This is a genomic window from Curtobacterium sp. MCLR17_007, from assembly GCF_003234655.2.
In the GTDB taxonomy this organism is placed as follows: Bacteria; Actinomycetota; Actinomycetes; order Actinomycetales; family Microbacteriaceae; genus Curtobacterium.
Genome location: NZ_CP126271.1, coordinates 2663530 through 2679269, shown reverse-complemented (window position 1 = coordinate 2679269; position 15740 = coordinate 2663530). Strand labels below are relative to the sequence as shown.

The following is a 15740-nucleotide window of genomic DNA, read 5'->3' as shown; positions in this document are numbered from 1 at the left end:
CCACTGCGTACCCGGGGACGTGCGGAGGGCAACCTGGGAACGATCCGTATGACGTCTGGGTGTGGTTGATGCCGATGCTGTGAACAGCGGAAGCGCCTCGGCAGCCCCTCGGCAGCCGCTCGGCAGGACGATGAACCCGTGTTCACCGAACTGCTCCGCGTGCCGATCGTCACCCCCCAGGTGCTCGTCCCCGTCGACGTCCTGGCGGCGCTGCTGACCCTCTGGACGCTCCTCGGTCGGCGTCGGGGGCTGGTGCTGCGGGTGGTCGCCGTCGTCGTCGGTGCCGCTGTCGGGCTGCTCGCCGTCTGGTGGTTCGGCGACGTCCGCGACGAGTTCGGCGTCGCGTTCACCCCGGTCACACGGATGTGGGTCGCTCTGGCGTTCGCCGGCATCGCGCTCGCCCTGGTCGTGCTGGTGCAGGGCGGGCTCAACGGACGGGCGTGGGGGCGTCGGGTGCTCGCGGTCACGGCGATGGCCACCATGGTGCTGGCGGCGGGCCTCGGGGTGAACGTGGACTTCGGGGCGTACCGCACGATCGACCAGGCCATCACGACGAACCCCTACCCGGACGGCACGCTCGGACACCAGCACGCCGCAGCGCCGGGCGCGACGGTCGTCGACGCCGCGACGTGGACGGCACCGGCCGGCATGCCCCGCGAGGGGAAGGCGATGTCGTTCCGCATCCCCGGGACGGTGTCCCACTTCCACGCCCGCAAGGCCGTCGTCTGGTTCCCGCCGGCAGCGCTGACGAAGGACCCGCCGACCCTGCCCGTGCTCGTGACGTTCTCCGGTCAGCCCGGTCAGCCGTCCGACATGTTCCAGGCGGGTGGCATGGGCCGGTACCTTGACGCCTATGCAGCTGCGCACAAGGGCCTGGCGCCCATCGTCGTCGCGCCGGACCAGCTCGGGGCCCCGAACCGCAACCCGATGTGCCTGGACTCACGGCAGCTCGGACGCAGCGCGACCTACGTCATGACGGACACCGTGCACTGGATCGAGAAGCACCTCGACGTCGCGTCCGGGCCGTCGGCCTGGGGCGTCGACGGGTTCTCCGAGGGGGCGACCTGCGCGATGCAGTTCTCGGCGGAGCACCCCGGCGTGTTCGGTTCGGCGCTCGCGATCTCCAGCGAGATCGCGCCGTTCACCGGCTCGGCGCAGCACTCGGCCCAGGTGGCGTTCCACGGAGACCGTGCCGCGTACGCCGCGGCCGCCCCGATCGCGATCATGCACCGCAACGCGCCGTACCACGACCACCTCACCGTCTTCGGCTTCGGCCAGGACGACGCCCCGTACCGAGCAACGACCGCGCGACTCCGCACCGCGGCCGAACAGGCGGGCATGCAGACCGACGTCCTGGTCTCACCGGGTTCGGCACACGACTGGAACACCGTCCGGTACGTGCTCGCCCACGGACTCCAGCTGGTCATCGCTCACCTCGGCCTGCCGGCGCAGGACGGCGCGCTGTGAGCCCGCGCGACCTCGGGTCGACGGCGCTCCGCTCGGCCCGACGCGCCCCGGTGACGGTCACGATCACGGTGCTGGTCCTGCTGACCACCGTCGTGGGGGTCGTGACGCGCGTCTCCCACGCGCCGAACGGTCCGCAGGACCTCGGACCGTTCCGGGTCTTCGCCGCCTCGACGGGTGTGCTCGCGCTCCTCCTGACGCTCGCCGGCGTCGTGGTCCTGGTGGGAGCCTCCGAACGGTTGATGGGGTCGAGGCGGACGGCCGCCGCCTTCGTCGTGACGACCGTCGTCGGGACCGGCCTGGGCGCGCTCAGCGCCTTCGTCGACCTGGACGGACGGAACGCCGGGGCGCTGCTGCTCGGGCGGGCGACCAGCTTCGACCCCTGGACCGCGATCGTGGGGACGATCGCCACCGCCAGCGCCTTCGCCGGACCGCTCTGGCGCCGGCGCATCCGCGTGAACACCCTCGCCGTCGTCGCGGCGCTGTTCCTGTACGCCGGACACGCGTCGGACCTGTACGCCGTGCTGGCCGCGGCGACCGGCTGGATCCTCGGCGAGGTGCTGCGGCGGACCCCGAAGCGGGTCGGGTGGACGCGCAGCTCGCACCGCGAGATCCGGGTCCTGCTCGGCACCGTCGTGCTCGTCTCCGCCGTGGGCCCGGTCATCGCGCTCGTCTCCCGCGCACGCGTCGGCCTGCTCGCACCGATCGCCGCCGTGGTCGGCACCGGTCCCGTCACCCCGGTGTCCGGCTGCCGCGCGGACGGGGTCGCGGGGGAGTGCCTGCGCCACCTGCTCGCGTACCGGGCGACCGACCCGTGGACGCTCCTGCTCGCCGTCCCGCCCCTGCTGGTCCTGGTCGTCGGCGGGCTCGGGCTGTTCCGCGGCAGCCGGTTCGCGGTGTGGCTCGTCGTCGTGGTCGACCTGGTGACGGCGATCGCCGCAGCGGTGACCTACACGGCGGTCCCCGGGCGCATCGAACGACTGCACGGCACCGAGGACCAGTTCATCGTCACGCTCTCGATCGTCGCGTCGGTCCTGGTGCCGCTCGCGACGGCCGTGGTGCTGGTCGTCCTGCGTCGGTCGTTCACTGTGCTCCCCACCCGCCGACGCCTGATCGGGTTCGCGGCGGTCGTGCTCGGGACGGCCGCGGTCCTGGTCGCCGTGCTGCTCGTCGTCGCCGACGCCTCGCCGACCCGGGTGGCCGACCCGCTGGGGATCGCGGTCGCCGCCCTCGGGCCGATCTCGCCGACCACCTTCTGGGACCACCTGCCGACGATGGGCGCCGGACTGCGGTTCTCGCTCGCGATCGCGGGCCCGGTCCTCTGGCTCGTCGTCGCGATCGCCGCGGTCCGCCCGACCGGAGCGGCTCCGCTGGACCTCGACCCCGACGGCACCCGGGCGGACCGCGAGCGTGCCCGAGCCCTGCTCAAGGCCGGCGGCGGGGACACGTTTGGGTGGATGACCACCTGGCAGGGCAACACGTACTGGTTCGCCGACGACGGCCGCGCCGGGATCGCCTACCGGCGGAACGGCGGGGTCGCGGTGACCCTCGGCGGGCCGTTCGGGTACGAGGACGCCAGGACCCCGGCGCTCGCCGCCTTCGCCCGGCACTGCGACGACAACGGCTGGACCCCGGTGTTCTACGGCGTGGACGACGCCGTCGCGGTGCCGCTCCGCGCCGTCGGCTGGAGCACCCTGCCCGTCGCTGAGGACGCCGACTTCGACCCGCGCCCGTGGACGACGAGCGGCAAGAAGAAGCAGGACGTCCGCACCGCGGTGAACAAGGCCGCCCGCGAGGGGATCACCGCCACGTGGTCCGCCTGGCACGAGCTGCCGACCGCCACCACCCGACAGATCGAGGCGATCTCGGAGGAGTGGGTCTCCGAACGCGAGCTGCCGGAGATGGGGTTCACCCTCGGTGGCGTCGACGAGATGCGCGACCCCGACGTCCGCACCCTCGTGGCGCAGGACGCCGAGGGCACCGTCCTCGCCGTCACCAGCTGGCTGCCGTCGTACCGCGAGGGCCGGGTCGTCGGGTGGACGCTCGACGTGATGCGCCGCACGAACGCGGCCCCGAACGGCGTGATGGAGTTCCTGGTGGCGAGTGCCGCGGACCGGATGCGCGAGGACGGTGCCGAGAAACTGAGTCTGTCCGCCGCGCCGCTCGCCCAGGCGCCGGGGGCGGCTCCGTCCGGCGACGGTGTGCAGAGCCTGCTCGACCTGGTCGGCGGCGTGCTCGAGCCCGTGTACGGCTTCCGGTCGCTGCTGCGGTTCAAGCTGAAGTTCGGCCCCGACCTGCACCCCCTGGTGCTGGCGTACCCGGACGCGGTCGCGCTGCCCGCCATCGGTGTCGCGGTCGTCCGCGCCTACCTCCCCGACCTGTCGCTCCGGCAGACCCTGGCCCTGGCACGCGGACGCGGCTGACCCTCGCTGGCGCGTGACGGCGCATGACCACACCGGGCGCGGGTGTCGGGGTGCTGCGGTATCGTCGGGGGTACGCAAGCGCTCCGGGGTCGGTGCAAGTCCGAACCGGTGGTGACAGTCCACGAGCTGACGACGGGTCCACGCCCGACCGATGCTGACCCGGTGTGAACTCCGGGACCGACGGTGAGAGTCCGGATGGAAGGATGCGCTGGCGGACGGCACCACCATGCCCGGACCCTGCAGGTCCGTGGCCGCGGTGCACCCGTCCGCTCCGCCGACGACCGTCGTGCACACCCGGAGTCCCGTAGGAAGGGCACCAGTGTTCACCGGCATCATCGAGGAACTCGGCACGGTCACCGCCGTCGAGCAGCACGGCGACTCCGTCGCGCTCACCATCCGCGGCCCCCTGGTCGTGGCCGACGCCAGCCACGGCGACTCGATCGCGACCAGCGGCGTCTGCCTGACCGTCGTCGGGCAGACCCCCGAGTCCTTCACCGCCTTCGTCATGAAGCAGACGCTCGACATGAGCGCACACGGGTCGCTGCGGGTCGGGGACCCCGTCAACCTCGAGCGTGCGGCGTCGGTCGGGGACCGACTGGGCGGCCACATCGTCCAGGGCCACGTCGACGGCACCGCGACCGTGCTCGAGACCGCGGACGGCGACGGCTGGCGCCGGGTCCGCTTCGCCCTGACGCCCGAGCTCAGCCCGCTCGTGGTCGACAAGGGCTCGGTCGCGCTCGACGGCGTCTCGCTCACCGTCAGTGCCGTCTCACCCGAGACGACCGACCCGTCCGACGCCTGGTTCGAGGTCAGCCTCATCCCCGAGACCCTCGCGGCCACCACCCTGGGCGACCGCGTCCCCGGTGACCGGGTCAACGTCGAGACCGACGTCCTCGCCCGCCACGTCCGTCGCATGCTCCGGCTCGACGCCGCTGCGCAGGCGGTCGGTCTGGAGGCCCGGTGATGGGCACCGAGACCGGGCACCTGACCGACGTGGCCGGCGTTGCGGGCGCGGGGCGGGCCTCCAGTCCGGCTGACGACCGGGCCGTGCCCGGTCTGGCGACCATCGAGGCGGCCGTGGCCGCGATCGCCGCCGGGCGCCCCGTCATCGTCGCCGACGACGAGCACCGCGAGAACGAGGGCGACGTCATCCTGTCCGCCGAGCTCGCGACACCCGAATGGATCGCGTGGACCGTCGCGCATTCGTCCGGCTTCATCTGCGCCCCGGTCAGCGCCGAGATCGCCGATGCCCTCGACCTGCCGCCGATGGTGGCGCACAACGAGGACGTGCGGGGCACCGCCTACACGGTCACCGTCGATGCCGCGGTCGGCGTGACCACGGGCATCAGCGCGCACGACCGAGCCCGCACGCTCCGGGTGCTCGCCGATCCGGCGTCGGTGCGGGACGACCTGCACCGACCGGGCCACGTGGTGCCGCTGCGCGCACGTCCCGGCGGGGTCCGCGAGCGCGCCGGGCACACCGAAGCCGCGATCGAGCTCGTCACGGCGGCGGGGTTGCGCCCAGCGGCCGCGATCTGCGAGATCGTCGACGAGGACGGCAGCATGATGCGGCTGCCGCGGCTCGTCGAACTCGGGGCACGCGCCGACGTGCCCGTCATCACCATCGCCGCACTCGTCGAGTGGCTCGACGCGGCAGACCGGGCGGCGACGGACGTCTCGCCCACGGAAGGAACCGAACGATGAGCGGAGCAGGCGCAGCGGAGCGCGACCAGGTCGACGGCAGCGGGGTCCGGGTGGCGATCGTCGCCGGGCAGTGGCACGAGACGATCGCGGCCGGGCTGTTGGCCGGCGCCCGACGTGAGGTCGAGCGTCTCGGTGCCGAGGCCACCGTGCTGCCCGTGCCGGGCAGCTTCGAGCTCCCCGTCGTCGCGAAGGCCGCCCTCGGCGCCGGGTTCGACGCGGTCGTGGCCCTCGGGGTCATCATCCGCGGGGGCACCCCGCACTTCGAGTACGTGTCGTCGGCGGCGACCGACGGGCTGACCCGCGTCGCGATCGACACCGGCAAGCCCGTCGGCTTCGGCGTGCTCACCCTCGACGACGAGCAGCAGGGGATCGACCGCGCGGGCCTGCCCGGCTCGAAGGAGGACAAGGGTGCCGAGGCCGCGCACGCCGCCGTGTCGACCGCCGTGCTGCTCCGGACCCTGACCGTCCCCGTCGTCTGACGGCGGCGGTCCGGAGGGTCGCCGCCGCCCGCGTCGCACCCCGTCCTTGACATCGCGCCCCGATCCCTCGGGGCGCGATGTTCGTCAGGGAGTGCGAAGCGAACGACGACCGCACGCGGAAGACCCCGCACGCGGAAGACCCCGCACGCGGAAGACCCGGTACGCGGAAGACCCGGTACGCAGAACGGCCCCGCACCGATCGGTGCGGGGCCGTTCTGCCGTGCGGTGGTGACTACCGCTTGCCGAACACGTGGATCGGCAGGAAGAACGAGAGCGACATGAGGAGCACGCCGCCCATGAAGACGAAGGCCTGACCCGAGGCGACCTGGAAGGCCACGCCGAACAGGTACATGGAGACCACGAGCAGCAGGATCGAGAAGACAGCAGCGATGACGCGGCCCACGGTGGTACCTCCGGAAGTCAGGCGGGTGGAACGCCGCCAGTCTATCCCCAGGTGCCGACGTCCGGGTTCACGCCCCGGGCCGGGCGGACACCAGACGGTCGACCACCACGAGCAGGGGTTCCATGTCGACGCTCGCCCGGTCCGGGCGGCCGGCACTCGCCGCGCCGAGGGACGCCGCGTGGTACAGCCCGTCGCCCATGAGCTTGATCGCCTGCGCCGTCGGCACGTCGCCGAGCGCGTCCACCAGCGTCGCGAGCCAGGCGTTCTCGGTCTCGTCGAGGGTGCGCCCCGCCTCGTCGTAGCCGGCCTGCTGCAGGCGACTGGCGGCCAGCAGTGCGAGGTCGAGCTCGCTGCCGACGAACTGGCAGTTGCGGACGAAGTAGCGAGCGGGGCCGTCCTCGGCGTCGCGCATCCGCTCCACGTCGGCGGCAGACAGGTCGGCGAGCCGGTCGCAGAGCCCCTCGACCAGGGCGGCCTTCGACCCGAAGTGGTAGAGCAGCCCGCCCTTCGAGACCCCGGCCCGCGCGGCGACGGCGTCGAGGGTCGCGGGACGCTCGCCCTCCGCGCACACGATGGCGACGAAGCTGTCGAGGACGCGGTCGCGAGCACTTGCCATGAGGGGGAGTCTAGAGAGTCACGGGTGGCGGGACGGTACCGCCCCGCCGCCCGCGGACTCAGCCCTTCAGGGCACCGGCCGCGATGTTCGCGATGAAGTGCCGCGACCCGATGATGAACACGCCGATCAGCGGGAACACGCTGATCACCGCGCCAGCCATGACGGCCCCCAGGTCGGTCGCGTTCACCGAGCTGAGCCCGGCGAGCGCCACCTGCAGTGTCTGGCCCTTCGGGTCGATCAGCACGATCAGCGGCCAGACGTAGTCGTTCCACGCGGTGATGAACGTGAAGATCCCGAGGAACGCCAGACCGCCGCGCAGCATCGGCACCGCGATCGACCACCAGGTCCGGAAGAAGCCGGCCCCGTCGACCCGCGCGGAGTCGATGATCTCGTTCGGGATCGAGCCGGTGGCGAACTGGCGGAGCAGGAAGATGCCGAAGGCGTTCGCCGCTCCCGGCACGATCAGGGCCTGCAGTCCGCCGATCCACCCGAGGTGCGACATCAGCACGAAGCTCGGCACCAGGGACAGGCTGCCGGGCACCAGGAACGTCGCGAGCATCACCGTGAAGAGCGACCGCTTGAACGGGAACTCGTACTTGGCGAACGCGAACGCGGCGAGCGAGTCGAACAGCATCACCAGCACGGCGGTGGACCCGGCGACGATCACCGTGTTCAGCAGTGCGCGGAGCATGTCCACGTTGGCGAACACCGAGGCGACGTTCGCCAGCGCGTTGCTGCCGAACCACAGCGACGGCGGGTAGCCGAAGATCTGCGCGTTCGTCGACGTGGACATGACGAGCAGCCACCAGAACGGGAAGATCGAGAGCACGACGCCGACCACCAGGCAGACGTGTGTCACGAGCGTCCCGACCCAGCCGCGCCGGAACCCGCGGTGCGGGTCGTCGGCAGCGGCACCGGGGCGGCCGAGGGCGGCCGCCGTGTTCGTCGTGGTCGTGGTCGGCTGTGTCGCGGTCATGCGTCGACCCCCTTCGTGGTCGAGCGGACGGGGCGGACCGTGCGCGCGGTGCGCAGGCGCCGTGGTGTCTTCAGGCCGTCCCGCTCACTGAGCAGGCGCCAGTTGATGATCGCGAAAACCACGGAGAACAGGAACAGGACCCAGGCGATCGCGGACCCGTACCCGAAGTCGAACTGGTTGAACGCCTGTTCGTACTGGTACAGCACGATCGTCATGCCCGCCTCGTCCGGTCCGCCGACCGAACCGCCGTTGAACAGGATCTGCGGCTCGGTGAAGAGCCCGAGTCCGCCGATGGTCGACGTGATCAGCGTGAACAGGATCACCGGCCGCAGCAGCGGGACCGTGATGCGGGAGAAGATCTGCCAGGTGTTCGCACCGTCGACCTTCGCGGCGTCGTAGAGCTCGGTCGGGATCGACTGCAGCCCGGCCAGGTAGATGATCGCGTTGTAGCCCGTCCAGCGCCAGATGACCATCACGGAGATCGTCACCTTGATGCCCCAGTACGACGACAGCCATCCGACCGGGTCGGCCCCGAGCGTTCGGAGCGCGGCGTTCACCAGGCCGAAGCCGTCGGAGAACACCGAGCCGAACACGATCGCCATCGCGACCATGCTCGTGACGTTCGGGATGAAGAACGCCACCCGGTAGAAGCCCTTCGCGCGGATGTTGCCGTGCAGCAGGAACGCCAGCACGAGTGCCAGGAAGAGCATCGGGATCGTCGACATCACCCAGATCAGGAACGTGTTGCCGACGGCGTTCCAGAACCGCGGGTCGCCGAGCAGGTACTCGTACTGCGCGAACCCGACCCACGCCGGTGCCCCGATGCCGTCCCAGTCCGTGAAGGACAGCACGATCGAGAAGACGATCGGGAACAGCCCGAACACCAGGAACAGCACGTAGAACGGCGCGATCGCGACGTACTGCGGCCAGAACCTCCGCAGTCCCAGGCGCTTCCCGGAGGCCGCCGTGGTGATCGACGCCGTGGGGGTCCCGACGACCGCCGGGATGCTCGTGGTCGGTGGTGCCTGCTTCGTGCTCATGCGCCGACCCCACGCTTCTCGAGGACACGGTTGGTCTGGTCGACGGCGTCCTGCCACGCGCGGTCCGGGTCCTTGCCGGCCGCTTCGACGTTGGTGATCTCGGTCGCGAAGGCGCCGATGAACCGTTCGTTGTTCGAGATGTACGTCACGGGGACGTCCATCGCGGTGTCGCTGAAGAACGTCAGCGGGTCCTGGTCCCCGAAGAAGTCCCCGGGCTTGCGCATCAGACCGTTGTCGAACGACGACGGCGTCGACGGGAACAGCTGGATGTCGTTGTACGTGTGCGACTGGACCTCGGGCGAGGTGATCCACTGTGCGAAGGCCACCGCGGCAGCTGGGTCCTTCGAGGTCTTCGGGACCGTCAGGAACGAGCCGCCGCTGTTGCCGGGCCGCTCGGGCTGGCGGGCGATCCGCCACTGCCCGGACGAGTCGGGTGCGGTGTCGTGGATGACCTGCGTCCACCAGGCGCCCTCGATCTGCCCGGCGACGCGGCCCGACACCCATCCGGCGTTCTGGTCGGTACCGGACTGCAGGTTGCCCGTGACCCCGGACTTCGCGCACGCCACGGCGTTCTCCCACGCCTTCCGGATGCTGCTGTCGTCCCGCTCGAACACCGGCCGGTCATCGCGGTCGAAGTACCGGGTGGGGCTGGCGTACACGTACTGGTTGAAGAGCTGGTTCGCGGTGATCACCGTCGCGACGCCGGCCTTCTTGCGGAGCGTCGCACCGAACCGGCGGAAGTCGTCCCAGGTGCTGATCGCCGCAGACACCTCGTCGGGGTCCGTCGGGAGGTCGGCCTTCGCCAGCACGTCCTGCCGGTAGAAGAAGGCGGTCGGCCCGGTGTCGACCGGCCAGAAGCACTGGCGTCCGGTCGGGGTCCGTCCGAGCGAGAGCTTCCAGTCGTAGTAGTCGCTCGACTTCGCCTTCCCGCCGTGGGCGTCGAAGTCGGTGAACAGGTCCTCGTCGGGGAAGTACAGCCAGCAGTTCGAGTTGACCATGAGCACGTCGGGGATGAACGCCTTGCCCGCGAGCGCCGTTCGGAACTTCGTGTCGTACGCCGCGCCGCCGATCAGGTCGGGACGCAGCCGCATCGGTCGGTGGCCGTCGATGCCGCGGGCCGCCTGCTGCAGGAACTTCGGGTCGAGCGACCGATTCCAGTACCAGAGCACCAGTTCGTCGGGGTCCTTGGAGATGGCGGTGCCGCTCGAGCACCCGGCCAGGAGTGCGGTGCTGGCGAGTGCCCCGAGGGCACCTGCACCGGCGAGGAACCCCCGCCGGCTCAGACTGATCGATGGTGCTGCTGTCACTGGAGACCTGCTCTCGTCGTTGAGATCGGGTGTCGTGCGCGTTCGACCGTGAACGCTCACGGAACTGGAGCAGAGCATTGCCTGCACGACACGCCGTGTCAAGCACCGGAGCCGTTGCAGCGGGCGGATCGCGGCGATACCGTCGTCACGACCCCGAAGGACCGTGAAGGTTCACGAGACGAACAGGATCCGCATGTCAGCGCAGACCGCGACCACCGCCGGCACCCCCACCGCCGCCGCCCACGACACGCCCGGCTGGGCCGTCCTCGGACCGGGCAGCATCGCCCGCCGCTTCCTCTCCCAGCTGCACGCGAGCACCGCCGGAGCCACCCTCGTCGCGGCGGGGAGCTCGTCCGCCGAGCGCGCCCAGGCGTTCGCGGACGACGCCGTCGAGCACGGCTTCACCGACGTCGCCGCGCGCACCTACGACCAGGTCCTCGCCGACCCGGACGTCGACGCCGTGTACGTCTCGACCGTGCACACCGGCCACGCGCACCTCGTGCTCGCCGCGCTCGACGCCGGCAAGGCCGTGCTCTGCGAGAAGCCGCTCGCCCCGAACCACGGCACCGCCATGGCGCTCGTCGACGCGGCGCGCCAGGCCGGCCTGCCGCTCGTCGAGGCGTACATGTACCGCTTCCACCCCCAGACCGCTGCCCTGCTCGACCTCGTCCGCCAGGGCGCGATCGGTGACGTCACCCACGTCGACGCGTCGTTCGCGTTCCGTGCCGGGTCCCGCACCGGCCGCCTGTTCGACGTCGAGACGGCCGGCGGCGGCATCCTCGACGTCGGCGGCTACCCGGTCACGATGGCCGCAGCGGTCGTCCAGGCAGCCACCGGTGTCGCGGTCGCCGAACCGACCGAGCTCACCGCGACCGGCTCGCTCGGCCCGACGGGTGTCGACGAGTGGACGAGCGCTGCCCTGACGTACCGCGGTGGCGCGAGCGGCCCCGGAACGATCACCGCGAGCGTCCGGACGGGCGTCCGGGTGCAGGACGACAACGTCGTCACCGTGTACGGCACGACCGGGCGCATCCGGCTGACCGACCCGTGGACCCTGAGCGACGACCCGACGATCCAGATCAGCACCGTCGACGAGGACCCGCGCACGCTGTCCTTCGCCGGTGCGGCGCCGTACGCGCTCGAGGCCGACGCCACGACCGCGGCCCTCGCGGCCGGCCGGGTCGACGCGCCAGAGCACACCCTCGACGAGTCGCTCGCCACCGCCCGCACACTCGACCGGTGGCGCGCCGCGATCGGGCTGCGGTACCCGTTCGAGGCCGAGACCGCCGACATCCCCACGGTCAGCGGTCGCCCGCTCACCGTGCAGAGCGACAACACGATGCGGTACGGCGAGATCCCCGGCGTCGGCAAGCGCCTGTCGCGCCTGGTGATGGGCGTCGACAACCAGCCCGACCTGGCGCACGCCAGCGCGATCTTCGACCTGTTCGTCGAGCGTGGCGGCAACGTGTTCGACACGGGCTACATCTACGGCGGCGGCGTGCTCGAGGGGCGCCTCGGGAAGTGGATCCAGAACCGCGGACTCCGCGAGGACGTGGTCGTCATCACCAAGGGCGCCCACACCCCCTACTGCGACCCCGAATCCCTGAGTCGTCAGCTGCTCGAGAGCCTCGAGCGCCAGGGCACCGACTACGCGGACATCTACATGATGCACCGCGACAACGAGGACATCCCGGTGGGGGAGTTCGTCGACGTCCTCGACGAGCACCGTCGCGCGGGTCGCATCCGCGTGTACGGCGGGTCGAACTGGAGCCTGGCGCGCTTCGACGAGGCGAACGCCTACGCCCGCGCGAACGGCAAGCACGAGTTCGAGGTCCTGAGCAACCACTTCGGCCTGGCCGAGGCGTACGACGTCCCGTGGGCGGGCTGCCGACACGCGACGGACCCCGCCTCGAAGGCCTGGCTCGAGGAGCGCCAGGTCCCGCTGCTGCCCTGGTCGTCCCAGGCGCGCGGGTTCTTCACCGGACGCGCGAAGCCCGAGGACACCAGCGACGCCGAACTCGTGCGCTGCTACTACTCGGACGACAACTTCGAGCGCCTGCGTCGTGCCCGCGAACTCGGCGAGCAGTTCGGCGTGCCCGCGACGGCGATCGCCCTGGCCTACGTGCTCAACCAGCCGTTCCCGACGTTCCCGCTCTTCGGACCGCGTACGATCGCGGAAGCCCGGTCCTCCATGACGGGCCTCTCCGTCGACCTCACTCCCGAACAGGTGGCATGGCTGGACCTCCGCGACTGACCGACCCGGCCAGCGACCCCGGGTCCGGACCGGGGCACGCTCCCGCCGGCCGGGCGACGATCATCGACGTCGCCGCGGCCGCGGGGGTGTCCCGGCAGACCGTCACGCGCGCGATGAACGGCATGCCCGGCATCAGCGCGAGCACCAAGGAGCGCGTCCTGTCCGCGGCGGCGGTCCTGCACTACCGACCCTCGCGCTTCGGCCGCGGGCTCGTCACGGGCGGCGACCACCAGCTCGGGCTCGTGGTGAACGACCTCCGGAACCCGTACACGCCGCAGCTCGCCGCCGCGGTGGTCGGGCTCGCGGCGGAACAGGGGTGGAACGTCATGCTGGCCGACGTCGACCTGGTGAGTGACGCGGACCGGATGGTCGCGGCGCTCGGCGCCCAGACCGACGTCGTGATCGGGTACTTCGGCTCGCGTCGCGAGCGCTGGCACGAGGTGCTCGGCACCGTCCCCATGGTCGAGCTCGACCCGGCGTCGGAGCCCCCGACGGGCGCGGTGTGGATCGATCCCGCCGACGCGGTCGAGGTCCTCGCCGACCACCTCGTCGCCACCGGCGTGCGGCACCCGGTGGTGCTCGACAACTCCCCGCCGGACCAGACGAGTGCGCGCGGCGTGCTCATGCTCGACGCCCTCCGACGGCGCGGCTACCTGCCCCGGATCGTGCACGGTGCGCACGGCACCGCGGAGTGCGGCGCAGCGGAGACCGAGCGGATCCTCCAGCGCCGCGGTCGTCTCGACGCGATCCTCGCCTTCAACGACGTGATGGCGCTCGGCGTGCTCTCCGCCTGCCGTCGCGCCGGGGTCGACGTCCCCGGTGACGTCCGCGTGGTCGGCGTCGACGGGCTGCCGCTCGGCACGCTCGTCACGCCGACGCTCACGACCCTGGCGGTCGACCTGGACGCCGTCGCGCGCGAAGCGCTCGACCTGGCGCTCGGGATGCTCGCGGGCGAGCTGCCGCGGCACGGTGCCGCCGTGCAGCGGACCGTGCGCCACCGGCTCCTGCTGCGCGAGTCGGCGTAGCCGTCCGGCGACCACAGGGCGGACGGGAGGCCCGTGGCGGCGCCGCCACGGGCCTCCCGTCCGTTCTGTGTTGCATTTGCCACGTCAACCGTCCAGACGGTACAGTGGAGTGGTCCTGCCGGGCAGCGTGACGACTTCCGCGCCCGGAGCAACACCCTCGAAGTCCGTGGAGCACCACCATGTCCGCACTCCTCACCAGTCCCGTCGCGACCCGTGTCACCGCGAGCCGGTCCCGACGCTTCCTGGCGCTCGCGGTGCTCATGCTGCCCGTGCTGCTCATCTCGGTGGACAACACCATCCTGAGCTTCGCGCTGCCGTCGATCGCCCGCGCCCTGCACCCGGACGCCACCACCCAGCTCTGGATCGTCGACGCGTACCCGCTCGTCCTGGCCGGGCTGCTCGTCGTGATGGGCAGCATCGGCGACCGCATCGGGCGTCGTCGCATCCTGGTGACCGGTGCCACGGGCTTCGCGCTGCTGTCCGTCGCCGCGGCGTTCGCGACCGACGCGTGGATGCTCGTCGCCGCCCGCATCGCGATGGGCGTGTTCGGCGCGATGCTCATGCCCGCGACCCTGTCGATCATCCGCAACGTGTTCCCGGACGCGGGCGAGCGGCGCATGGCCCTCGCGGTCTGGTCGACGATGTTCGCGGCCGGCAACGCGCTCGGCCCGCTGGTCGGCGGCGCACTGCTGGCGCACTTCCACTGGGGGAGCGTCTTCCTGGTCGCCGTCCCGATCCTGGTCGTGATGCTCGTCGCCGTGCCGTTCTGCGTGCCGGAGTCCCGTGACCGCAACCCCGGGCCGGTCGACGTCGTGAGCATGCTGCTGTCGCTCGGCACCCTGGCGCCCGTCGCCTGGGCGATCAAGTCCGTCGTGCACCCGGAGGAGCGCGGCCTCGCGATCGCGATGCTCGGCGTCGGCGTGCTCTGCGGCGTCGCGTTCGTGCGGCGGCAGCTGCGGTCGCGCACCCCGATGCTCGACCTCCGGCTGTTCCGCAGCACGGCCTTCACCGGCAGCGTGCTCATGAACATGGCGGCGATGTTCTCGCTCACCGGGTTCCTGTTCTTCATCGCGCAGCACCTGCAGCTCGTCGCGGGCCTCGACCCCTTCGCCTCCGGGGTCGTGCTCATCCCCGGGTCGGTGCTCACCATCGTCGCCGGGCTCGTCGTCGTGCCGATCGTCGCCCGGGTCGCCCCGCGCTGGGTCGTCGCCGTCGCGCTGCTGTTCTCGGCCGCCGCGTACGCCCTGGTCGCGGTGCTCGGCCACGACGCCTCGATCGCCGCGCTGGCGTTCGCCTTCGTGCTGCTCGGCATCGGGATCGGCGCGTCGGAGACCGTGACGAACGACCTCATCATCTCGACGGCCCCCGCGGACAAGGCCGGCGCGGCGTCGGCGGTGTCCGAGACCGCGTACGAGATCGGCGCGGTGCTCGGGACGGCGATCCTCGGGACGATCCTGGCGACGGCCTACCGCGCGCACGTCGTGGTGCCGAGCGGGCTGTCCTCGACGGCGCACACCGCTGCCCAGGAGACGCTCGGCGGTGCCGTCGCCGCGGCGTCGTCGCTCGGCGGGTCGACCGGGCAGGTGCTGCTCGAGTCGGCGCGGGCGGCGTTCGACTCGGGCGTGACGATCACGGCCGGCGTGGCCGCGGTGCTCATGGTCGTCGCGGCGGCGGGTGCCCTCGTGATGCTCCGTCGCCGCTGAGGCGCGCCGCGCGCCGTGGGGCCGTGGGACCGCTGAGCCGCGAGGTGCCGGGTCCGTTTCGCACCGTGCGAGCTTCGTCCGTGGTGCGAGGTTGCGTCCTCGGTGCGAGGTTGTATCGGCGCACGGGGCCGTCAACCTCGCACCGCCCGCGAACCTCGCACCGTGCGACCCCGCACCGCCCGCGAACCTCGCACCGTGCGACCCCGCACCGTGCCCGAACCTCGCACCGAGCGGGCCCCACGGCACGCCCGGGGTGCGCCGAACCTGTGAATCGCTGACCTCGAGCGGGGTCGAGGTCCTACGTTGGGACATGGCCGCGAGCACCGCGACCACCGCCAAGACGAGG

The 15740-nt window shown here is 71.8% G+C and carries 13 protein-coding genes and 1 riboswitch; of the genes, 8 read left to right on the top strand and 5 right to left on the bottom strand.

Going from position 1 to position 15740, the window contains the following annotated elements:
- Positions 1-138: 138 nt before the first annotated feature.
- The 5 genes from DEJ13_RS12640 (at position 139) to ribH (ending at position 6070) form a co-directional block, all read left to right on the top strand.
- Positions 139-1467 carry an alpha/beta hydrolase gene (locus tag DEJ13_RS12640; RefSeq protein ID WP_111105627.1) on the top strand — a complete coding sequence of 443 codons (1329 nt, stop codon included), beginning with the start codon at positions 139-141 and terminating at the stop codon, positions 1465-1467.
- Positions 1464-3887, top strand: coding sequence for a bifunctional lysylphosphatidylglycerol flippase/synthetase MprF (locus DEJ13_RS12635; RefSeq protein WP_111105626.1), 2424 nt, complete (start codon positions 1464-1466; stop codon positions 3885-3887). The genes DEJ13_RS12640 and DEJ13_RS12635 overlap by 4 nt, the downstream gene beginning before the upstream one ends.
- Before the next feature lie 76 nt (positions 3888-3963).
- Positions 3964-4098, top strand: a riboswitch (FMN riboswitch).
- A 108-nt stretch (positions 4099-4206) separates the two neighbouring features.
- Positions 4207-4851 carry a riboflavin synthase gene (locus DEJ13_RS12630; protein WP_056119011.1) on the top strand — a complete coding sequence of 215 codons (645 nt, stop codon included), beginning with the start codon at positions 4207-4209 and terminating at the stop codon, positions 4849-4851.
- Entirely contained in the window at positions 4851-5591 is a 741-nt protein-coding gene (gene ribB, locus DEJ13_RS12625) for a 3,4-dihydroxy-2-butanone-4-phosphate synthase (RefSeq protein WP_349815038.1), read from the top strand. Before DEJ13_RS12630 ends, ribB begins: the two co-directional genes overlap by 1 nt.
- Positions 5588-6070, top strand: a complete 483-nt coding sequence (ribH, locus tag DEJ13_RS12620) for a 6,7-dimethyl-8-ribityllumazine synthase (RefSeq protein ID WP_111105625.1) — start codon at positions 5588-5590, stop codon at positions 6068-6070. The genes ribB and ribH overlap by 4 nt, the downstream gene beginning before the upstream one ends.
- Positions 6071-6302: 232 nt before the next feature.
- Here ribH and DEJ13_RS12615 read toward each other — a convergent pair whose 3' ends face one another.
- The 5 genes from DEJ13_RS12615 to DEJ13_RS12595 form a co-directional block, all read right to left on the bottom strand.
- The gene (locus tag DEJ13_RS12615) at positions 6303-6473 is read right to left on the bottom strand and encodes a hypothetical protein (RefSeq protein WP_156463469.1); all 171 of its coding nucleotides are present in this window, start codon (positions 6471-6473) and stop codon (positions 6303-6305) included.
- A gap of 67 nt (positions 6474-6540) precedes the next feature.
- A complete protein-coding gene (locus DEJ13_RS12610) occupies positions 6541-7089 on the bottom strand; it encodes a TetR/AcrR family transcriptional regulator (RefSeq protein ID WP_111105624.1) in 549 nt (182 codons plus the stop codon).
- 58 nt (positions 7090-7147) lie between these two features.
- Entirely contained in the window at positions 7148-8065 is a 918-nt protein-coding gene (locus DEJ13_RS12605; RefSeq protein WP_082517704.1) for a carbohydrate ABC transporter permease, read from the bottom strand.
- On the bottom strand, positions 8062-9105 hold the full coding sequence (locus DEJ13_RS12600) for a carbohydrate ABC transporter permease (protein WP_082517703.1): 1044 nt from the start codon (positions 9103-9105) through the stop codon (positions 8062-8064). Before DEJ13_RS12600 ends, DEJ13_RS12605 begins: the two co-directional genes overlap by 4 nt.
- The gene (locus DEJ13_RS12595) at positions 9102-10412 is read right to left on the bottom strand and encodes an ABC transporter substrate-binding protein (protein ID WP_235515388.1); all 1311 of its coding nucleotides are present in this window, start codon (positions 10410-10412) and stop codon (positions 9102-9104) included. Before DEJ13_RS12595 ends, DEJ13_RS12600 begins: the two co-directional genes overlap by 4 nt.
- A 193-nt stretch (positions 10413-10605) precedes the next feature.
- Here DEJ13_RS12595 and DEJ13_RS12590 point away from each other — a divergent pair, with 193 nt between their 5' ends.
- The 3 genes from DEJ13_RS12590 to DEJ13_RS12580 all read left to right on the top strand — a co-directional run bounded on the left by DEJ13_RS12590 (position 10606) and on the right by DEJ13_RS12580 (position 15394).
- Positions 10606-12666: an aldo/keto reductase gene (locus tag DEJ13_RS12590; protein WP_111105622.1), complete on the top strand. Its 2061-nt coding sequence runs from the start codon at positions 10606-10608 to the stop codon at positions 12664-12666.
- The gene (locus DEJ13_RS12585; protein ID WP_111105621.1) at positions 12645-13691 is read left to right on the top strand and encodes a LacI family DNA-binding transcriptional regulator; all 1047 of its coding nucleotides are present in this window, start codon (positions 12645-12647) and stop codon (positions 13689-13691) included. The genes DEJ13_RS12590 and DEJ13_RS12585 overlap by 22 nt, the downstream gene beginning before the upstream one ends.
- A gap of 179 nt (positions 13692-13870) precedes the next feature.
- Complete coding sequence (locus tag DEJ13_RS12580) at positions 13871-15394, top strand: MFS transporter (RefSeq protein ID WP_056119000.1); 1524 nt, start codon at positions 13871-13873, stop codon at positions 15392-15394.
- Positions 15395-15740: the final 346 nt, after the last annotated feature.